Origin of the sequence: Citrobacter sp. Cpo126, from assembly GCF_030332445.1 — a bacterium.
Lineage (GTDB): Bacteria > Pseudomonadota > Gammaproteobacteria > Enterobacterales > Enterobacteriaceae > Citrobacter > Citrobacter portucalensis.
Genome location: NZ_JAOWHT010000027.1, coordinates 132,711 through 149,514, shown reverse-complemented (window position 1 = coordinate 149,514; position 16,804 = coordinate 132,711). Strand labels below are relative to the sequence as shown.

Here is a 16,804-nt window from a genome sequence, read left to right as displayed (position 1 = left end):
TCAACCATCAATAAAAACATCGGCCAGCGATTTATGGCAGAGCAACAGGGAAAGCCCCTCAAGTTCCGCCCACACTGACTGACCATAGTCTTGTTTAAGCGTAATTTCAGTACGCGTTAACAGCGTTACAGCCTGACGCAACTGCGCAGGATTCAGCCGGTTTAGCGCGTCTCCCATCATACCCCGGCGATTTTGCCACACCCGGTGTTTATCAAACAACGTGCGCAAAGGCGTATGGGCTGACTGCCGTTTTAAGTTGACCAACAGCAGTAATTCACGCTGTATCGTGCGCAGCAAAATAACCGGCTCACTGCCTTCCAGGCGTAACTGTTGCAGAATGTGCAGCGCGCGTTTGCTTTTGCCCATCAGCAGCGCATCCACCCAATGGAACGGGGTAAAGTGCGCGGCATCGTTAACGGCTTTCTCCACGCGAGGCAGCGTTAGTTTGCCATCAGGCCAAAGCAATGCTAGCCGTTCCAGCGCTTGCGCCAGCGCTAACAGATTACCTTCATAGCAATAGCACAACAGCTGATTGGCTGCGTCATCCAGTTGTAGATTGTTAAGCTTCGCTCTGGCGGCGACCCAACGAGGAAGCTGTGCTTGCTCCGGCGTCTGGCAGCTTACCTGCACCGCATTATTGGCAAGTCCGGTATACCATGCGGCGTTTTCCTGCGCTTTAGTCAGTTTGTTGCCGCGAACGATCAGCAGCAGGTCGTCATGTAGCAGTGTGACGAGTGAAGCGAGCTGTTCGTTAATGGCGGCATTGGGGCCATTTTCAGGCAACTGCAAAAGTAGGGTTTGACGGCTGGCAAACAGGCTCATTGCCTGGCAGAGTGAAAAAATCTCTCCCCAGTCGGTGCTATTGTCCAGGGTGAAAGCGTGGTGTTCTTCGAACCCTTGTGTGGCGGCAGCCTGACGGATAGCGTCCTGGCTTTCCTGCAACAAGAGAGGATCGTTACCTAAGAGCAAATACGCCGCGCGCAGCCCTTCATTGAGCTGTGCGCGGAGTTGTTCAGGGTACAACTTGAGCATCAGTTAGCCAGCGTGGTGGAAACACGCGCCGGAGATGACGCAGGCTCTGCGGCTTTTGTCGCCGCTGGCTTAGCATCATCAGCATTGGATGACAGAGTATCGGCCAGATGTACGCTTGGCAGCTTACGAATTAACTGTTCAGCCGCTTTGTCATACATCTCTTTGATGATCATCTCTTGCTCGTTATCCTTCGCCAGTGCAGCCTGTGGGTTGTCAAAGAACGAACGATAAACTTTGGCGCTGATTGGATAAATATCATGACCTGGAATCAGCACAGTAGCACTTACGGACATCACCATCTGGTATTCAGCCGTTTGACCGTTCTGGAATACCGACGCCGTATCCTGCGAAATGCTGACTGCGCCAAGACGTAAGGACGTCACATCTTTACGCATTGTACCGTCTTCAAGCAGCGTAACGCCGTTCAGGCGCAGCTGATTACGAACCGCGCGGCTTAATGGGCCGTTCGGATCACCAGAGTTCAGGATCATGGTTTTCATTGAGGGTGGAACCTGCGTAGTATTACGCAGATGCCAGCCACACCCGGCGGTGACAAGCACCGCCAGAGATAACAACAATGTTGTCAGAAGTCGCACGCTTCCTCCCGCGCTTAGCCAACGACCAGATTGAGGAGTTTACCTGGTACATAAATCACTTTACGTACGGTAACGCCATCAAGATATTTTGCCACCAGGTGCTCCTGGCCAGCACGTTCACGAACCTGTTCTTCTGTCGCATTTACCGGAACGGTAATTTTGCCACGGACCTTACCGTTCACCTGAACAACAACCAGCGTCGAGTCTTCAACCATTGCCGCTTCATCCGCCACCGGCCACGGTGCGTTGTCGATATCGCCTTCGCCTTTCAGTGCTTCCCACATCGTGAAGCAAACGTGTGGGGTGAACGGGTTCAGCATGCGAACGACGGCCAGTAACGCTTCCTGCATCAGGGCTCTGTCTTGTTCGTCTTCCTGCGGTGCTTTCGCCAGCTTGTTCATCAGCTCCATAATCGCCGCAATTGCGGTGTTAAAGGTCTGACGACGACCGATATCATCGGTAACTTTAGCAATGGTTTTATGTACGTCGCGACGCAGCGCTTTTTGGTCTTCGCTCAACGCATCAACGTTCAGGGCAGCAACATCGCCTTTGGAAGTATGTTCGTAAACCAGCTTCCATACACGTTTCAGGAAGCGGTTCGCCCCTTCAACGCCGGATTCCTGCCATTCCAGCGTCATATCAGCCGGAGAAGCGAACATCATGAACAGACGTACCGTGTCAGCGCCGTAACGTTCAACCATGACCTGCGGGTCGATACCGTTATTTTTCGACTTGGACATTTTGCTCATGCCGGTATAGACCAGTTCATGGCCTTCTGCGTCCTGAGCTTTGACGATACGACCTTTTTCGTCGCGCTCAACGATGGCATCAACCGGAGAAACCCAGTTACGCTCGCCGTTTGCACCAACGTAATAGAACGCATCAGCCAACACCATACCCTGGCACAGCAGCTGTTTGGCCGGTTCGTCAGAGTTGACCATGCCCGCATCGCGCATCAGCTTGTGGAAGAAGCGGAAGTAGAGCAGGTGCATGATGGCGTGTTCAATACCACCAATGTAGATATCAACTGGCAGCCAGTAGTTTGCAGCTTCTGGATCCAGCATCCCTTCGTTGTACTGCGGGCAGGTGTAGCGCGCGTAGTACCAGGAGGATTCCATAAAGGTATCGAAGGTGTCGGTTTCGCGCAGCGCAGGCATGCCGTTAACGGTGGTTTTTGCCCACTCCGGATCGGCTTTGATTGGGCTGGTGATGCCGTCCATAACCACGTCTTCCGGCAGAATAACCGGTAATTGATCTTCTGGCGTCGGCAGTACGGTACCGTCTTCCAACGTCACCATCGGAATTGGCGCACCCCAGTAACGCTGACGGGAAACACCCCAGTCACGCAGACGGTAGTTCACTTTACGCTCACCCACGCCTTTCGCTACCAGCTTGTCAGCAATGGCGTTGAAGGCAGCTTCGAAGTCGAGGCCGTCAAACTCGCCGGAATTAAACAGCACGCCTTTTTCGGTCAGAGCTTGTTCGGACAGATCCGGCTCTGCGCCTTCAGCGGTCAGAATTACTGGCTTGATGGTTAGGCCATATTTTGTCGCAAACTCGTAATCGCGCTGATCGTGGCCCGGAACGGCCATGACTGCGCCCGTACCGTATTCCATCAGGACGAAGTTTGCTGCCCAAACGGGGATTTCTTCGCCAGTCAGCGGGTGAACGGCTTTAAAGCCCGTGTCGACGCCTTTCTTCTCCATGGTTGCCATTTCGGCTTCAGCAACCTTGGTATTGCGGCATTCGTCAATGAAGGCGGCCAGTTCTGGGTTATTTGCAGCAGCTTTCTGCGCCAGCGGGTGACCTGCGGCAACGGCCAGATAGGTCGCACCCATAAAGGTGTCCGGGCGGGTGGTGTAAACGGTTAGCGTGTTGTCGTAACCGTTCACATCGAAGGTGATTTCCACGCCTTCAGAACGGCCAATCCAGTTGCGCTGCATCGTTTTCACGGTGTCAGGCCAGTGATCCAGGTTATCCAGGTCACGCAGCAGTTCGTCAGCGTAAGCGGTGATTTTGATGAACCACTGTGGGATCTCTTTACGCTCGACTTTGGTATCGCAACGCCAGCAGCAGCCGTCGATAACCTGTTCGTTCGCCAGTACGGTCTGGTCGTTCGGGCACCAGTTGACCGCAGACGTTTTCTTGTACACCAGGCCTTTTTTGTACAGCTCGGTGAAGAATTTCTGTTCCCAACGGTAGTATTCCGGGGTGCAGGTCGCCAGCTCACGGCTCCAGTCGTAACCGAAACCCAGCATTTTGAGCTGGTTTTTCATGTATGCGATGTTGTCGTACGTCCACGGTGCTGGTGCGGTATTGTTTTTAACCGCAGCGCCTTCTGCAGGCAGACCGAACGCATCCCAGCCAATTGGCTGCAGTACGTTTTTGCCCAGCATGCGCTGGTAGCGGGCGATCACGTCACCGATGGTGTAGTTACGTACGTGGCCCATGTGTAGTCGACCAGAAGGATAGGGAAGCATAGACAGGCAGTAATACTTCTCTTTGCTCTCGTCTTCGGTAACTTCAAATGTGCGCTTCTCATCCCAGTGAAGCTGTACTTTGGATTCTATCTCTTCCGGGCGGTATTGCTCTTGCATGGCAGCCAGTGGTCCTGTTTTCAATACAGCTACAAACGTAGCTTTAGATGTGGTGTTTCAGATCCGCATAGCATAGCCCAAACGCCCGCGCCAAAACAGCCTTTCGCGCATTCAGCGTTGAATTCCCGCAAGGATAATTCTTGCACGAATTTACACACTCTGTGGACAGTCTTGCAAAGCGTAGCGTAAATAACGTCTATTATTATAGACAGTTAACGACCCAGGAGGCGAAGCGATGAACAAGGTTGCTCAATATTACCGTGAACTGGTGGCTTCACTGAGCGAACGTCTGCGTAATGGCGAACGCGATATTGATGCGTTGGTGGAGCAGGCGCGTCAACGAGTTATGCAGACCGGGGAGTTAACGCGAACCGAGGTAGAAGAGCTCACCCGGGCCGTCAGACGTGACCTGGAAGAGTTTGCTCTGAGCTATGAAGAAAGTCTTGATGAGGAGACAGACAGCGTCTTTATGCGGGTTATCAAGGAGAGTATCTGGCAGGAACTGGCCGATATTACCGATAAAACGCAGCTCGAATGGCGCGAGGTGTTCCAGGACCTCAGTCATCACGGGGTTTATCACAGCGGTGAGGTGGTCGGATTAGGTAATCTGGTCTGTGAGAAGTGCCACTTCCATTTAGCGGTTTACACCCCGGATGTGCTGCCGCTGTGTCCGAAATGCGGGCACGATCAGTTTCAGCGCCGACCGTTTGAGCCGTGATCGCTTATTGCCGGATGGCGACGCAAAGCGTCTTATCCGGCCTACAAATTGCACGATTTTGTAGGCCGGATAAGCGTTAGCGCCATCCGGCGTGTATTAGGCGTAAAACTTCAGCCGTTCTGCCAGCAAATCGACAAACCCTTCGCGATCCACGTCTACCATTACGGTGGCGTTTGGCTTATTGCCGCTCAGGAAGTAGTAATCCACCACGGTCATTCCCTGGGTATATTTACCCTGAGTTTCCACGCCGACCCAGCGTTCAACGGTGGTAAACAGTTCAGGTTTCAGCAGCCAGGCAATGGTGCATGGATCATGCAGTGGTGCGCCGATGAATCCCCATTTTTCATCTTTGTGATATTCAAAGAAGAAGTCGAGTAGTTCAGCCACGATCGTCGAAATGGGATTGCCGATAGCGCGGAACCGCTCGGTATCTTCGCGATGTATTTGCGCTTTATGCGTGACGTCCAGACCAGCCATCACCACTGGAATGCCAGACTGGAATACGATTTCAGCGGCTTCAGGATCCACGAAAATATTGAACTCGGCGGCGGGCGTCCAGTTTCCGAGGCCCATCGCACCACCCATAATTACGATACGGGCGATTTTGGCGTGCAGCTCAGGATGGCTATTCAGGAGCAATGCGACGTTAGTTTGCGGCCCGGTGGAGACAATCGTCATCGGTTCCGGGCTTTCACGCAGGGTTTTCGCCATCAGTTCCACGGCGGTACAGTCTTGTGGCGCAAAAGCGGGTTCCGGTAGCGCCGGGCCATCCAGCCCACTCTCGCCGTGAACGTTATCGGCGATAATCAGATCGCGCATCAGTGGCTTCACTGCGCCACCAGCTACTGGTATATCCGTACGGTTGAGCAACGTTAACATGCGCAACACGTTACGCAGTGTTTTGTCTGGTGTCTGGTTACCGGCTGATGAGGTTATCGCTTTCACATCCAGTTCTGGTGAGGCGAGGGCGAGCACAATTGCGATAGCGTCGTCATGACCCGGATCGCAATCAAACAGGATAGGAAGTGCCATTGTTGCTCCTTGTAAGTGGGACTTTGTGACAAGGTTAACGCTGGGCTGTATGTGTTTCGAGAGGCGAAGGGATAAAGCGTGAGGTGGCGCGCACATGGAGGTGCGCGCCAGCAAGATTAGTGCAGTATTTTCGCGAGGAAGTCTTTGGCGCGGTCCGATTTCGGATTAGCGAAGAACTCTTCTTTCGGCGAGTCTTCAACAATTTTCCCTTCATCCATGAAGATCACCCGGTTCGCCACTTTACGCGCAAAGCCCATTTCGTGGGTTACCACCATCATGGTCATCCCTTCATTGGCCAGTTCAACCATAACATCCAGTACTTCGTTGATCATTTCAGGATCAAGCGCCGACGTTGGTTCGTCAAACAGCATGGCGATAGGATCCATGCACAGCGCCCGGGCGATAGCGACACGCTGTTGCTGGCCCCCTGAGAGCTGAGCTGGAAACTTCTCCGCATGTGCTGACAGACCAACGCGTTCCAGTAACTTTTGCGCTTTATCACGGGCCGGCTTTTTATCGCGCTTGAGCACTTTTACCTGCGCCAGAGTCAGGTTCTCAATGATCGACAGGTGAGGGAACAGTTCAAAGTGCTGGAACACCATACCAACGCGAGAACGCAGTTTGGCCAGATCGGTTTTTTTATCATTCACCACTGTACCATCAACGGTGATGACGCCTTGTTGTACCGGCTCCAGCCCGTTCACCGTTTTGATAAGCGTTGATTTACCGGAACCTGAAGGGCCGCAGACCACCACCACTTCCCCTTTTTTCACTTCCGTGGAGCAGTCGGTCAGCACCTGAAAGTGACCATACCATTTAGAAACATTTTTCAGGGTAATCATTAAACTGTCCTTTTCTTCAAATAGCTGACCAACAACGATGCGCTCAGACTGAATACAAAATAAACGGCGCCAGCAAACAGGATCATTTCAACCTGTGTGCCGTCACGCTCGCCAATGGTAGAGGCGGTACGGAAGAAGTCTGCCAGACTTAATACGTAGACCAGCGAGGTATCCTGGAAGAGTACGATGCCCTGGGTTAGCAGCAGCGGTACCATCGCGCGGAATGCCTGCGGCAGAATAATGAGCTTCATCGACTGCCAGTGGGTCATCCCCAGAGCCAGCGCGGCGCTGGATTGCCCACGAGAAATACTCTGGATACCGGCACGGATAATCTCGGAATAGTACGCGGCTTCAAACATCGAAAACGCGACCATTGCTGAGATCAGGCGAATATCGGTTTTTGGCGACAGACCCAGTACGTTTTGCAGGAAGCCGGGCACAATCAGGTAGAACCACAGCAGCACCATGACCAGCGGAATAGAACGAAATACGTTGACGTAGCCTTTCGCAAACCAGGCAATCGGCGCGAAGCTGGACAGACGCATTACTGCAAGGATGGTTCCCCAGACAATACCAATGACTACCGCCGTAACGGTGATTTTCAGCGTGATGATCAGCCCGTCCAGCAGATACGGCAGGGAAGGGATGATAGAACTCCAGTCAAATTCGTACATTATTTGCCTCCCAAATTGCCAGGCAGGCGGATTTTACGTTCAACGAGATTCATCACCAGCATGATGACGGCGTTAATCAGGACGTAAGCCAGAGTGATAGCGGTAAACGATTCCCATGCGTGGGCGGAGTAATCCAGCAGTTTGCCTGCCTGTGCCGCCATATCGACCAGGCCGATGGTGGAGGCGATCGCGGAGTTCTTCACCAGGTTCATCATCTCTGAGGTCATTGGCGGAACAATCACGCGGTATGCGTTTGGCAACAGAACATAGCGGTAGGCCTGCGGTAACGTCAGCCCCATCGCCAGTGCGGCGTTTTTCTGCCCACGAGGCAGAGACTGAATAGCGGCGCGAACCTGTTCGCAGACGCGCGCGGCGGTAAACAGCCCCAGACAAAGCATTGATGAGAGGAAGAACTGGATGTTGGGATCCAACTCAGCCTTGAACCACATCCCAATGTTTTCCGGCAGCAGTTCCGGAATAACCAGATACCAGGTAAAAAACTGGACGATGAGCGGAACGTTACGAAACAGCTCAACGTACAGCGTGCCGATCCCAGAAAGGAAACGATTTGGAACGGTACGTAAGATGCCGAATAAAGAGCCTATGAGGAAAGCGATAATCCATGCGGTGATGGATAACGCGACAGTGACCTGGAAACCACTCCAGAGCCAGCCGAGATAGGTGGTGTTGCCGAACGGGGCTTGTTGTAAAAAAATACCCCAGTTCCAGTCTATAGACATAAATCTACTCCAGAAAAAAAAGGGTAGCAGCGCTACCCTCGAAGATTGTTATTCGGCGTTTTGCGGTTTTCAGGCCTGATGGGGAACGACCATCAGGCTTATAGTCTGTCCGTGCCGAGTAACAATCGAGAGGGAGGGGAAGCCTCCCATTTATTTTAGTTAGTTAAGCGCTTTATCATTCGGTTCTTTGAACAGGGCTTTCATCTCGTCTGACAGTTCGAAATTCATGTTCAGGTTCTTCGGCGGAATTGGATTTTTAAACCACTTATCAAACCATTTCTCAGCTTCGCCTGAGGTTTGCGCCTTGGCGATAGTGTCGTCCATCAGCTTTTTGAACTCAGGATCATCTTTGCGCAACATACAGCCGTAGGCTTCCTGAGACTGTGGCTTGCCGACGATCTCCCAGTTGTCTGGTTTCTTCGCTTTCGCGCGCTCGCCAGCCAGCAGGGCGTCATCCATCATAAAGGCAACGGCACGACCGCTTTCCAGAGTACGGAAAGAGTCACCGTGGTCTTTCGCGCTGATGATGCGCATATCCATTTTTTGTTCTTCATTCAGCTTGTGCAGCAGAACTTCGGAGGTGGTACCCGAAGTCACGACTACGGCTTTACCTTTCAGATCGGCGAAATCTTTGACGTCGCCGCCTTTTTTCGCCAGCAGACGGGTGCCGACAACGAAAATGGTGTCAGAGAAAGCGGCTTGTTTTTGGCGCTCGATGTTGTTGGTGGTGGATCCACATTCAAAATCGAAGGTGCCGTTTTGCAGCAGCGGGATACGGTTTTGTGAAGTAATCGGGATCAGTTTCACCTGCAGATCAGGCTTGTTCAGCTTTTTCTTCACGGCGTCAACGATCGCGTTGGAGTAATCCTGTGAATAACCGACCACTTTTTGCTGATTATCGTAGTAAGAAAACGGTACTGATGATTCACGGTGGCCGACAACGATCACGCCATTTTTGGCGATCTTATCCAGCGTGCTGCCTGCCGCTGGTGCTGCGTCTTCTGCGTGCGCCAGACCGGCGGACATTCCCATGACCAGCATGGCAGTGGCGAGCTTACGTAATTGCATATCCAACTCCTTTATCGTCTGCGCCAGGGACGCATTGATACCCATTGTGATGTTGTTATTGTTTGCTACTAAAACGTGCAGTCTTGTATGTGTTTGTTAACATTTAGTTTGGATGAATGTAAAGAATTTGCTGTGTTATTGTTTATTTTTGCGAAGTGCGCCGCACCATTTGGGGGCAAAAATATCTTGTTGCACTTTTCAGGTGCTACCGGCGCTCAACTTTGGTGCGACCAGGTTGCACATTCAGCCAAAACAGCGTTTGCCTTGTAGAACAAAGCAATAGACGTGCCAGAATGGTCTTTTGGATGGAGGGAGTAGGCCTGATAAGCGTAGCGCCATCAGGCACGATGCTGCACAACTGCCGGATGGCGGCGTACCGCCTTATCCGGCCTGCATTTGATGGGGCACTGTTTTACTTACGACGTTGACGCAGACTCATTACCACTGCGCCAAAGCCAAACAGCGCGGTTAGCAGCCAGAGCGGCCAGTTTCCGGTACGGGCATAAGGGGTTAAGCCCGTCGTTGGCGTCACGCTGGTGGTCAGCACCTGACGGGTAAACTGCGGGATCATCGCCTGAACTTCGCCCTGCGGACCAATCACCGCCGTAATACCGTTGTTGGTGCTACGCAGCAGAGGTCGCGCCAGCTCCAGGGAACGCATACGCGCCATCTGGAAGTGCTGCCACGGGCCAATAGATTTACCAAACCATGCATCGTTGGAGATAGTCAGCAGGTAGTCCGTATCCGGGCGGAAGTTATCCCGTACCTGTTCGCCAAGAATGATTTCGTAGCAGATGGCAGCGGTCAGCTTAAAGCCGTGTGCATGCAACTGTGGCTGTACATAAGGACCGCGGCTGAACGAAGACATTGGCAGGTCAAAGAATGGTGCTAGCGGGCGTAGGATAGATTCCAGCGGGACAAACTCGCCAAACGGTACCAGATGGTTTTTGTTGTAGCGGTTGCTGGAGTCGTAATTGTATGGGCTGTCTTTACCCAGTGTGATGATGGTGTTGTAGGTGTCGTAACGATTCTGCTTGTTCAGACGCGCGTCTACAATACCGGTAATCAGCGTGCTATTTTTCGATTTCAGCAGGTCATCCATCATGCTCAGAAAACGCTGCTGGTTAATTTCCAGGTCCGGAATAGCGGATTCTGGCCAGATGATGAGCTGTGATTTGCCCATCTCAGGCTGGGTGGCGTCGAGATAAATCTTCAGGGTGTTGAGTAACTGGCCTTCATCCCATTTGAGCGACTGCGGGATGTCACCCTGCACCATCGAGACCTGGGTGGTTTTTTCCGGCTCCAGCGTGTACCACTGAATATAACGTAGCGGGAAGGGCAGAGCGAAAAGCACCACGGCGGCAGCCAGCGGCTTCCAGTTACGCGTTACCAGTGCAAGTGCCAGCAGGCCGCTAACCATCATCAGCAGGAAGTTTATCGCCTCAACGCCCATTACCGGCGCCAGCCCTTTTAACGGACCGTCGATCTGGCTGTAGCCGAATTGCAACCACGGAAAACCGGTCAGTACCCAGCCGCGTAGAAATTCAGTGATTTGCCAGACTACCGGCGCGGCAATCGCTACACGTATCCAGGTAGTTTTCGGCCACAGACGCGCCAAAACGCCGGCAAACAGGCCAGTGTAGAGGGAAAGGTAAGCAGCAAGCAGAACCACGAGGAAGACGTTAACGGGGCCCGGCATACCGCCAAACTGCGCGATACTGACGTAAACCCAGTTGATGCCTGAGCCAAACAGTCCCAGTCCCCAGAAATAGCCGATAGCGGCAGACTGGAGCGGACGGCGGTTGAAGGTGAGAGCCTGCAGGCCCATCAGCGAAACAATCGCAGCGGGCCAGATGTCATACGGTGAGAAAGCCAGTGTCCCGCAGGCACCGAATAATAACGCCAGCAGCAGGCGAATGCGCTGGCGTTCAATTAAAGGGGCAAATGCCATGTAGTCTTAGATCCAGTTTCGGGTTTATTCGTCCAGTTTGGGCTGGGGTGAGTCGTCCGGAATTCTGACATGAACCTGAATAATACGACGGCTGTCGGCCATTGCCACTTTGAACTGGTAACCATCAATGTCGATGGTCTCTCCACGCGCGGGCAGATGACCGAAGGCCTGCATGACCAATCCGCCAATGGTATCTACTTCTTCATCGCTGAAATGCGTGCCGAAAGCTTCGTTGAAGTCTTCAATCGGCGCCAGCGCGCGAATAGTCCAGGTGTGGCGACTGAGCTGACGGAAATCAATATCGTCTTCTTCGTCGTACTCATCTTCAATTTCACCGACAATCAGTTCAAGGATGTCCTCAATGGTCACCAGACCTGAGACACCGCCAAACTCGTCGATGACGATAGCCATATGATAACGCTGGGAGCGGAACTCTTTCAGCATGCGGTCAACCCGCTTGCTTTCAGGGACGACAACCGCCTGGCGTAACACTTTCTCCATGCTGAAGGCTTCGGCATCGCTACGCATAAACGGCAGCAGATCTTTGGCCATCAGAATCCCTTCAATGTGATCCTTGTCTTCGCTAATTACCGGGAAACGCGAGTGGGCAGACTCGATAATGACATCGAGGCATTCGTCCAGAGTTTGGTTGCGTTTCAGGGTAATCATCTGGGAGCGAGGGATCATGATGTCGCGAACACGTTGGTCCGCAATATCCATTACCCCTTCGAGCATATCGCGCGTATCTTCATCGATAAGGTCGTTTTGCCCGGAATCACGGATCAGCTCCAACAGTTCGTCGCGGTTTTTCGGTTCACCGTGGAAAAGTTGGCTCAGTAACAGGGAAAAAAATCCCTTTTTGCTGTTTAAGGTGTCACTACTGTGTGAATTGTCGTCGCTCATGGCGTCGTATGGGTTCTCATGTTAGTTAATACAAAGCGCGTCATGCGTTTACTCAGCTGTTGACGGCATGTTTTGCCTGATGGCGCTACGCTTATCAGGCCTACGAAAGGCATGAATGTAGGCCGGATTAGGCGCAAGTGCCGCCATCCGGCAAGCTACTATTCTGCAATCTTCTCGGCAATGTACGGATCCTCATAGCCCAGAGCAAGCATAATCTCTGTTTCGAGGGATTCCATCTCTTCCGCTTCATCGTCTTCAATATGGTCGTAGCCGAGTAAATGCAGGCTACCGTGCACCACCATGTGCGCCCAGTGGGCCTCAAGCGGTTTGCCTTGCTCCTGCGCTTCTTTCTCGACCACCTGACGGCAGATGATCAAATCGCCCAGCAGCGGCATCTCAATGCCCGGCGGAGCCTCAAACGGGAAAGAGAGCACGTTGGTGGATTTGTCTTTCCCGCGATAGGTCAGGTTCAGGTCGTGGCTTTCCGCGTCATCGACCAGACGAATCGTCACTTCAGACTCTTCCTGAAACTGCGGGATCACCGCATCCAGCCAGCCCTGAAACTGACTTTCTGTTGGCAAACCGGATTCGTCTTCACATGCCAGCTGTAAATCGAGGATAACCTGACTCATTTTTGTTCCTGCTCCTGAGCTTCGCGCTTGCGTTCTGCAGCCTGCTCGGCTTTGCGTTTCTGTTCTGCTTCTTCCCAGGCTTCATACGCCGTGACGATACGGGCGACCACCGGGTGGCGCACCACGTCTTCGCTATGGAAGAAATTAAAACTAATTTCGTCGACTTCAGCCAGCACTTCAATGGCATGACGCAGACCGGATTTGGTGCTACGCGGCAGGTCAATCTGGGTGATATCGCCAGTGATGACCGCTTTGGAGTTAAAGCCGATACGGGTCAGGAACATTTTCATCTGTTCGATGGTGGTGTTCTGGCTTTCATCAAGAATGATGAACGCATCGTTCAACGTACGACCGCGCATATAGGCCAGTGGCGCAACTTCAATGACGTTACGCTCAATCAGCTTTTCAACCTTTTCAAAGCCGAGCATTTCGAAAAGCGCGTCATACAGCGGTCGTAAATACGGATCGACTTTCTGGCTGAGATCTCCTGGCAGGAATCCCAGTTTTTCGCCCGCTTCCACTGCCGGACGGGTCAGCAGAATGCGACGGATCTCCTGACGCTCAAGCGCATCAACCGCAGCGGCAACCGCGAGATACGTTTTACCCGTACCCGCAGGGCCAACGCCAAATGTAATGTCGTGGTCGAGGATATTCGCAATGTACTGTGCCTGGTTCGGCGTGCGCGGCTTAATTACTCCACGCTTGGTTTTGATGTTCACCGCTTTGCCAAATTCAGGCACGCTGTCTGCGCTTTGCTCAAGCACACGCGCTTCTTTGATCGCCAGATGAATTTGTTCAGGCTCGATGTCCTGCGTCTGACCGCGCATTGGGGCGGTATCGACGTACAGGCTACGTAAAATATCTGCCGCAGCGGTGACGCAAATTGGACGACCGGTCAGTTTAAAGTGGTTATCACGGCGGTTAATTTCGATGCCGAGGCGACGTTCCAGCTGTTTGATGTTGTCATCAAATGGGCCGCAAAGGCTCAACAGGCGGGCGTTGTCTGCGGGTTCAAGGGTGATTTCGCGAGTGTCTATGTTCAAACTGTTCCTCTTATGCATGTCTCGCCGGACGCTGAACATTTACCGGCATCTAAGGAAATTATTCACGCCATGGGGGAAAGGCGCAAGCATTGCAGCAAATATGGGGATGATAGGGCAGATTACAAGACCCGCCGGGACAGCGAGCCCAGGATTGTAGGCCCGATAAGTGTAGCAGTATCGGGCCTTTTTTACGTTTTTCAGCAGGATTAAGGCTGATAAATACCGACGCCCAGATCGTTTTCTTTGCGGGTACGCGCAATGACCGATTCAGGGGATTCTGCGATACGCAGACCCATTTCGTCCTCGGTACGCACCACTTTACCGCGCAGGGAGTTAGTCCAGACATCGGTAATTTCTACGTCTACGAACTTACCGACCATATCCGGGTTGCCTTCAAAGTTCACCACACGGTTATTTTCGGTACGGCCTGACAGCTCCATGATGCTCTTACGCGATGTGCCTTCAACCAGAATGCGCTGGGTCGTGCCGACCATACGGCGACTCCAGGCCATAGCTTGCTGGTTGATACGCTCCTGTAGAATGTACAGACGCTGTTTCTTCTCTTCTTCCGGTACGTCGTCAACCATATCGGCGGCAGGGGTACCAGGACGCGCAGAGAAAATAAAGCTGTAGCTCATGTCAAAATTGACGTCAGCAATCAGCTTCATGGTCTGCTCGAAATCCTGCGTGGTTTCACCCGGGAAGCCAACGATGAAGTCGGAGCTAATCTGGATATCCGGACGCGCAGCGCGCAGTTTGCGGATGATCGCTTTGTATTCCAGCGCGGTATGGGTGCGCCCCATCAGGTTAAGTACGCGGTCTGAACCGCTCTGTACCGGCAGATGCAGGAAGCTCACCAGCTCTGGCGTATCGCGATAAACTTCAACGATATCATCGGTGAATTCGATCGGATGGCTGGTGGTGAAGCGGATACGATCAATGCCGTCGATCGCTGCGACCAGACGTAACAGATCGGCAAAAGATCCGATCGTGCCGTCGTAGTTCTCACCACGCCATGCGTTCACGTTTTGCCCCAGCAGGTTCACTTCACGCACGCCTTGGGCTGCAAGCTGGGCGATTTCAAACAGAATATCATCCGCCGGACGGCTGACTTCCTCACCGCGGGTGTAGGGCACCACGCAGTAAGTACAATATTTATTACAACCTTCCATGATGGACACAAACGCGCTTGGACCTTCAGCACGCGGTTCCGGCAGTCGGTCGAACTTTTCGATCTCCGGGAAACTGATATCAACCACCGGGCTACGGGTCGTGCTTCCACGCACTTTGTTGATCATTTCCGGCAGGCGGTGCAGCGTTTGCGGCCCAAAAATAATATCGACGTAATGCGCGCGCTGGCGAATATGATCGCCTTCCTGAGACGCAACACAGCCACCGACCCCAATGATGAGCTTGGGGTTTTTCTCTTTTAACAGTTTCCAGCGGCCCAGTTGATGGAACACTTTTTCCTGAGCCTTCTCACGGATTGAGCAGGTATTCAGCAGCAGCACATCCGCTTCTTCCGCCACGTCAGTCAGTTGATACCCATGAGTGGCATCCAGCAGATCGGCCATCTTCGATGAATCGTATTCGTTCATCTGACAGCCCCAGGTTTTAATATGGAGTTTTTTGGTCATCGACTTGCTCTTGCGAAATTGTGGCTGAAATGCAGGGCGCATAGTGTACTGCTTTGGCGCGGTTGTGACCAGTATGACGGATGTCAGCCTCAAGGGGTAAAAAATCCTGTAAACTTACACAATACATGTAACTGGATAATTGACCATGACAAATCAACCAACGGAAATTGCCATTGTCGGCGGGGGGATGGTCGGCGGCGCGCTGGCGCTTGGACTGGCGCAGCATGGATTTACGGTAACGGTCATCGAGCATGCCGTTCCCGCGCCGTTTGTGGCTGACGGACAGCCTGATGTCAGAATTTCTGCCATTAGTTCCGCGTCGGTGTCGTTGCTAAAAGGGCTGGGCGTCTGGGATACGGTGCAGGGGATGCGCAGCCATCCTTATCGTCGACTGGAAACGTGGGAGTGGGAAAATGCCCATGTGATGTTTGATGCCGCCGAGCTTAAGCTGCCTCTGTTGGGCTATATGGTGGAAAACACGGTCCTGCAACAGGCGCTCTGGCAGGCGCTGGAAGTTCACCCCAAAGTCACGCTGCGCGTACCGGCGTCCCTGATTTCTTTGCATCAACATAACGATCGACATGAGCTTGAGCTGGCAGGCGGCGAAACCATCAGCGCGAAGCTGGTCATCGGCGCCGATGGTGCCAACTCTCAGGTGCGAAAAATGGCCGGGATTGGTATCCATGCCTGGCAGTACGCGCAGTCCTGTATGTTGATAACCGTGCAATGCGAAAATTCACCGGGAGACAGCACCTGGCAGCAATTTACGCCTGACGGCCCGCGCGCGTTTTTACCGCTGTTTGATAACTGGGCCTCGTTGGTGTGGTACGACTCACCGGCTCGCATCCGCCAATTGCAAGCGCTGAATATGCCGCAATTGCAGACGGAGATTGCTAAACATTTTCCATCGCGACTCGGTAAGGTGATGCCAGTGGCTGCGGGGGCGTTCCCGCTTACGCGCCGTCATGCGCTGCAATATGTGCAACCGGGGCTGGCGCTGGTAGGTGATGCCGCGCATACCATTCATCCGCTGGCGGGGCAGGGCGTTAATCTGGGCTTTCGTGATGTCGATGCGTTGATTGATGTGCTGGTGAACGCGCGCAGCTACGGTGAATCCTGGGCCAGTCAGCCGGTGCTCAAGCGCTATCAGAATCGCCGTATGACTGACAATTTCATCATGCAAAGCGGTATGGATCTGTTCTATGCCGGATTCAGTAATAACCTGCAGCCGCTGCGCATCATGCGTAATCTCGGGCTCATGGCCGCAGAGCGCGCTGGCGTACTGAAACGTCAGGCACTGAAGTATGCGTTAGGGTTGTAGCTCGAGTGGTGCCTGATG

15 protein-coding genes are annotated in these 16,804 nt (G+C 53.0%); 2 read left to right on the top strand and 13 right to left on the bottom strand.

Features of this window, described 5'->3' with window-relative positions; all coding sequences use genetic code 11:
• From holA to leuS, 3 genes are read right to left on the bottom strand one after another with little or no spacing between them, the layout of a single operon-like run.
• A complete protein-coding gene (gene holA, locus OGY17_RS05760) occupies positions 1-1,032 on the bottom strand; it encodes a DNA polymerase III subunit delta (protein ID WP_032942687.1) in 1,032 nt (343 codons plus the stop codon).
• Entirely contained in the window at positions 1,032-1,628 is a 597-nt protein-coding gene (gene lptE / locus OGY17_RS05755; protein WP_286606605.1) for an LPS assembly lipoprotein LptE, read from the bottom strand. Before lptE ends, holA begins: the two co-directional genes overlap by 1 nt.
• 14 nt (positions 1,629-1,642) lie before the next feature.
• Entirely contained in the window at positions 1,643-4,225 is a 2,583-nt protein-coding gene (gene leuS, locus OGY17_RS05750) for a leucine--tRNA ligase (protein ID WP_095533124.1), read from the bottom strand.
• A gap of 235 nt (positions 4,226-4,460) precedes the next feature.
• On the opposite strand from leuS, the gene OGY17_RS05745 reads away from it, so the two are divergent.
• On the top strand, positions 4,461-4,943 hold the full coding sequence (locus OGY17_RS05745; protein ID WP_003022748.1) for a zinc ribbon-containing protein: 483 nt from the start codon (positions 4,461-4,463) through the stop codon (positions 4,941-4,943).
• 96 nt (positions 4,944-5,039) lie between these two features.
• On the opposite strand, the gene rihA is transcribed toward OGY17_RS05745, so the two are convergent.
• The 10 genes from rihA to miaB form a co-directional block, all read right to left on the bottom strand.
• Positions 5,040-5,975, bottom strand: a complete 936-nt coding sequence (rihA, locus tag OGY17_RS05740) for a pyrimidine-specific ribonucleoside hydrolase RihA (protein ID WP_008784092.1) — start codon at positions 5,973-5,975, stop codon at positions 5,040-5,042.
• 116 nt (positions 5,976-6,091) lie between these two features.
• On the bottom strand, positions 6,092-6,817 hold the full coding sequence (gene gltL, locus OGY17_RS05735) for a glutamate/aspartate ABC transporter ATP-binding protein GltL (RefSeq protein ID WP_003022754.1): 726 nt from the start codon (positions 6,815-6,817) through the stop codon (positions 6,092-6,094).
• Positions 6,817-7,491: a glutamate/aspartate ABC transporter permease GltK gene (gene gltK, locus OGY17_RS05730; protein ID WP_003831315.1), complete on the bottom strand. Its 675-nt coding sequence runs from the start codon at positions 7,489-7,491 to the stop codon at positions 6,817-6,819. The genes gltL and gltK overlap by 1 nt, the downstream gene beginning before the upstream one ends.
• Positions 7,491-8,231 carry a glutamate/aspartate ABC transporter permease GltJ gene (gene gltJ, locus OGY17_RS05725; protein WP_003831316.1) on the bottom strand — a complete coding sequence of 247 codons (741 nt, stop codon included), beginning with the start codon at positions 8,229-8,231 and terminating at the stop codon, positions 7,491-7,493. The genes gltK and gltJ overlap by 1 nt, the downstream gene beginning before the upstream one ends.
• 159 nt (positions 8,232-8,390) lie before the next feature.
• Positions 8,391-9,299, bottom strand: coding sequence for an amino acid ABC transporter substrate-binding protein (locus OGY17_RS05720; RefSeq protein WP_286606603.1), 909 nt, complete (start codon positions 9,297-9,299; stop codon positions 8,391-8,393).
• Between the two features lie 412 nt (positions 9,300-9,711).
• Positions 9,712-11,250 carry an apolipoprotein N-acyltransferase gene (lnt, locus tag OGY17_RS05715; RefSeq protein ID WP_008784094.1) on the bottom strand — a complete coding sequence of 513 codons (1,539 nt, stop codon included), beginning with the start codon at positions 11,248-11,250 and terminating at the stop codon, positions 9,712-9,714.
• A gap of 24 nt (positions 11,251-11,274) precedes the next feature.
• On the bottom strand, positions 11,275-12,153 hold the full coding sequence (corC, locus tag OGY17_RS05710) for a CNNM family magnesium/cobalt transport protein CorC (protein ID WP_003022770.1): 879 nt from the start codon (positions 12,151-12,153) through the stop codon (positions 11,275-11,277).
• Between the two features lie 158 nt (positions 12,154-12,311).
• Positions 12,312-12,785, bottom strand: a complete 474-nt coding sequence (gene ybeY, locus OGY17_RS05705; protein ID WP_048214688.1) for an rRNA maturation RNase YbeY — start codon at positions 12,783-12,785, stop codon at positions 12,312-12,314.
• Entirely contained in the window at positions 12,782-13,828 is a 1,047-nt protein-coding gene (locus OGY17_RS05700; RefSeq protein WP_003022776.1) for a PhoH family protein, read from the bottom strand. The genes ybeY and OGY17_RS05700 overlap by 4 nt, the downstream gene beginning before the upstream one ends.
• A 206-nt stretch (positions 13,829-14,034) precedes the next feature.
• Positions 14,035-15,465, bottom strand: a complete 1,431-nt coding sequence (gene miaB / locus OGY17_RS05695; protein ID WP_003831327.1) for a tRNA (N6-isopentenyl adenosine(37)-C2)-methylthiotransferase MiaB — start codon at positions 15,463-15,465, stop codon at positions 14,035-14,037.
• Between the two features lie 145 nt (positions 15,466-15,610).
• Here miaB and ubiF point away from each other — a divergent pair, with 145 nt between their 5' ends.
• A complete protein-coding gene (ubiF, locus tag OGY17_RS05690) occupies positions 15,611-16,786 on the top strand; it encodes a 3-demethoxyubiquinol 3-hydroxylase (RefSeq protein WP_286606601.1) in 1,176 nt (391 codons plus the stop codon).
• The last annotated feature ends 18 nt before the right edge of the window (positions 16,787-16,804 follow it).

Coding starts and splice junctions, on each gene's coding strand:
- holA (WP_032942687.1), bottom strand. CDS start 1,032: ATGCTCAAGTTGTACCCTGAACAACTCCGCGCACAGCTCAATGAAGGG.
- leuS (WP_095533124.1), bottom strand. CDS start 4,225: ATGCAAGAGCAATACCGCCCGGAAGAGATAGAATCCAAAGTACAGCTT.
- OGY17_RS05745 (WP_003022748.1), top strand. CDS start 4,461: ATGAACAAGGTTGCTCAATATTACCGTGAACTGGTGGCTTCACTGAGC.
- rihA (WP_008784092.1), bottom strand. CDS start 5,975: ATGGCACTTCCTATCCTGTTTGATTGCGATCCGGGTCATGACGACGCT.
- gltL (WP_003022754.1), bottom strand. CDS start 6,817: ATGATTACCCTGAAAAATGTTTCTAAATGGTATGGTCACTTTCAGGTG.
- gltK (WP_003831315.1), bottom strand. CDS start 7,491: ATGTACGAATTTGACTGGAGTTCTATCATCCCTTCCCTGCCGTATCTG.
- gltJ (WP_003831316.1), bottom strand. CDS start 8,231: ATGTCTATAGACTGGAACTGGGGTATTTTTTTACAACAAGCCCCGTTC.
- OGY17_RS05720 (WP_286606603.1), bottom strand. CDS start 9,299: ATGCAATTACGTAAGCTCGCCACTGCCATGCTGGTCATGGGAATGTCC.
- lnt (WP_008784094.1), bottom strand. CDS start 11,250: ATGGCATTTGCCCCTTTAATTGAACGCCAGCGCATTCGCCTGCTGCTG.
- corC (WP_003022770.1), bottom strand. CDS start 12,153: ATGAGCGACGACAATTCACACAGTAGTGACACCTTAAACAGCAAAAAG.
- ybeY (WP_048214688.1), bottom strand. CDS start 12,785: ATGAGTCAGGTTATCCTCGATTTACAGCTGGCATGTGAAGACGAATCC.
- miaB (WP_003831327.1), bottom strand. CDS start 15,465: ATGACCAAAAAACTCCATATTAAAACCTGGGGCTGTCAGATGAACGAA.
- ubiF (WP_286606601.1), top strand. CDS start 15,611: ATGACAAATCAACCAACGGAAATTGCCATTGTCGGCGGGGGGATGGTC.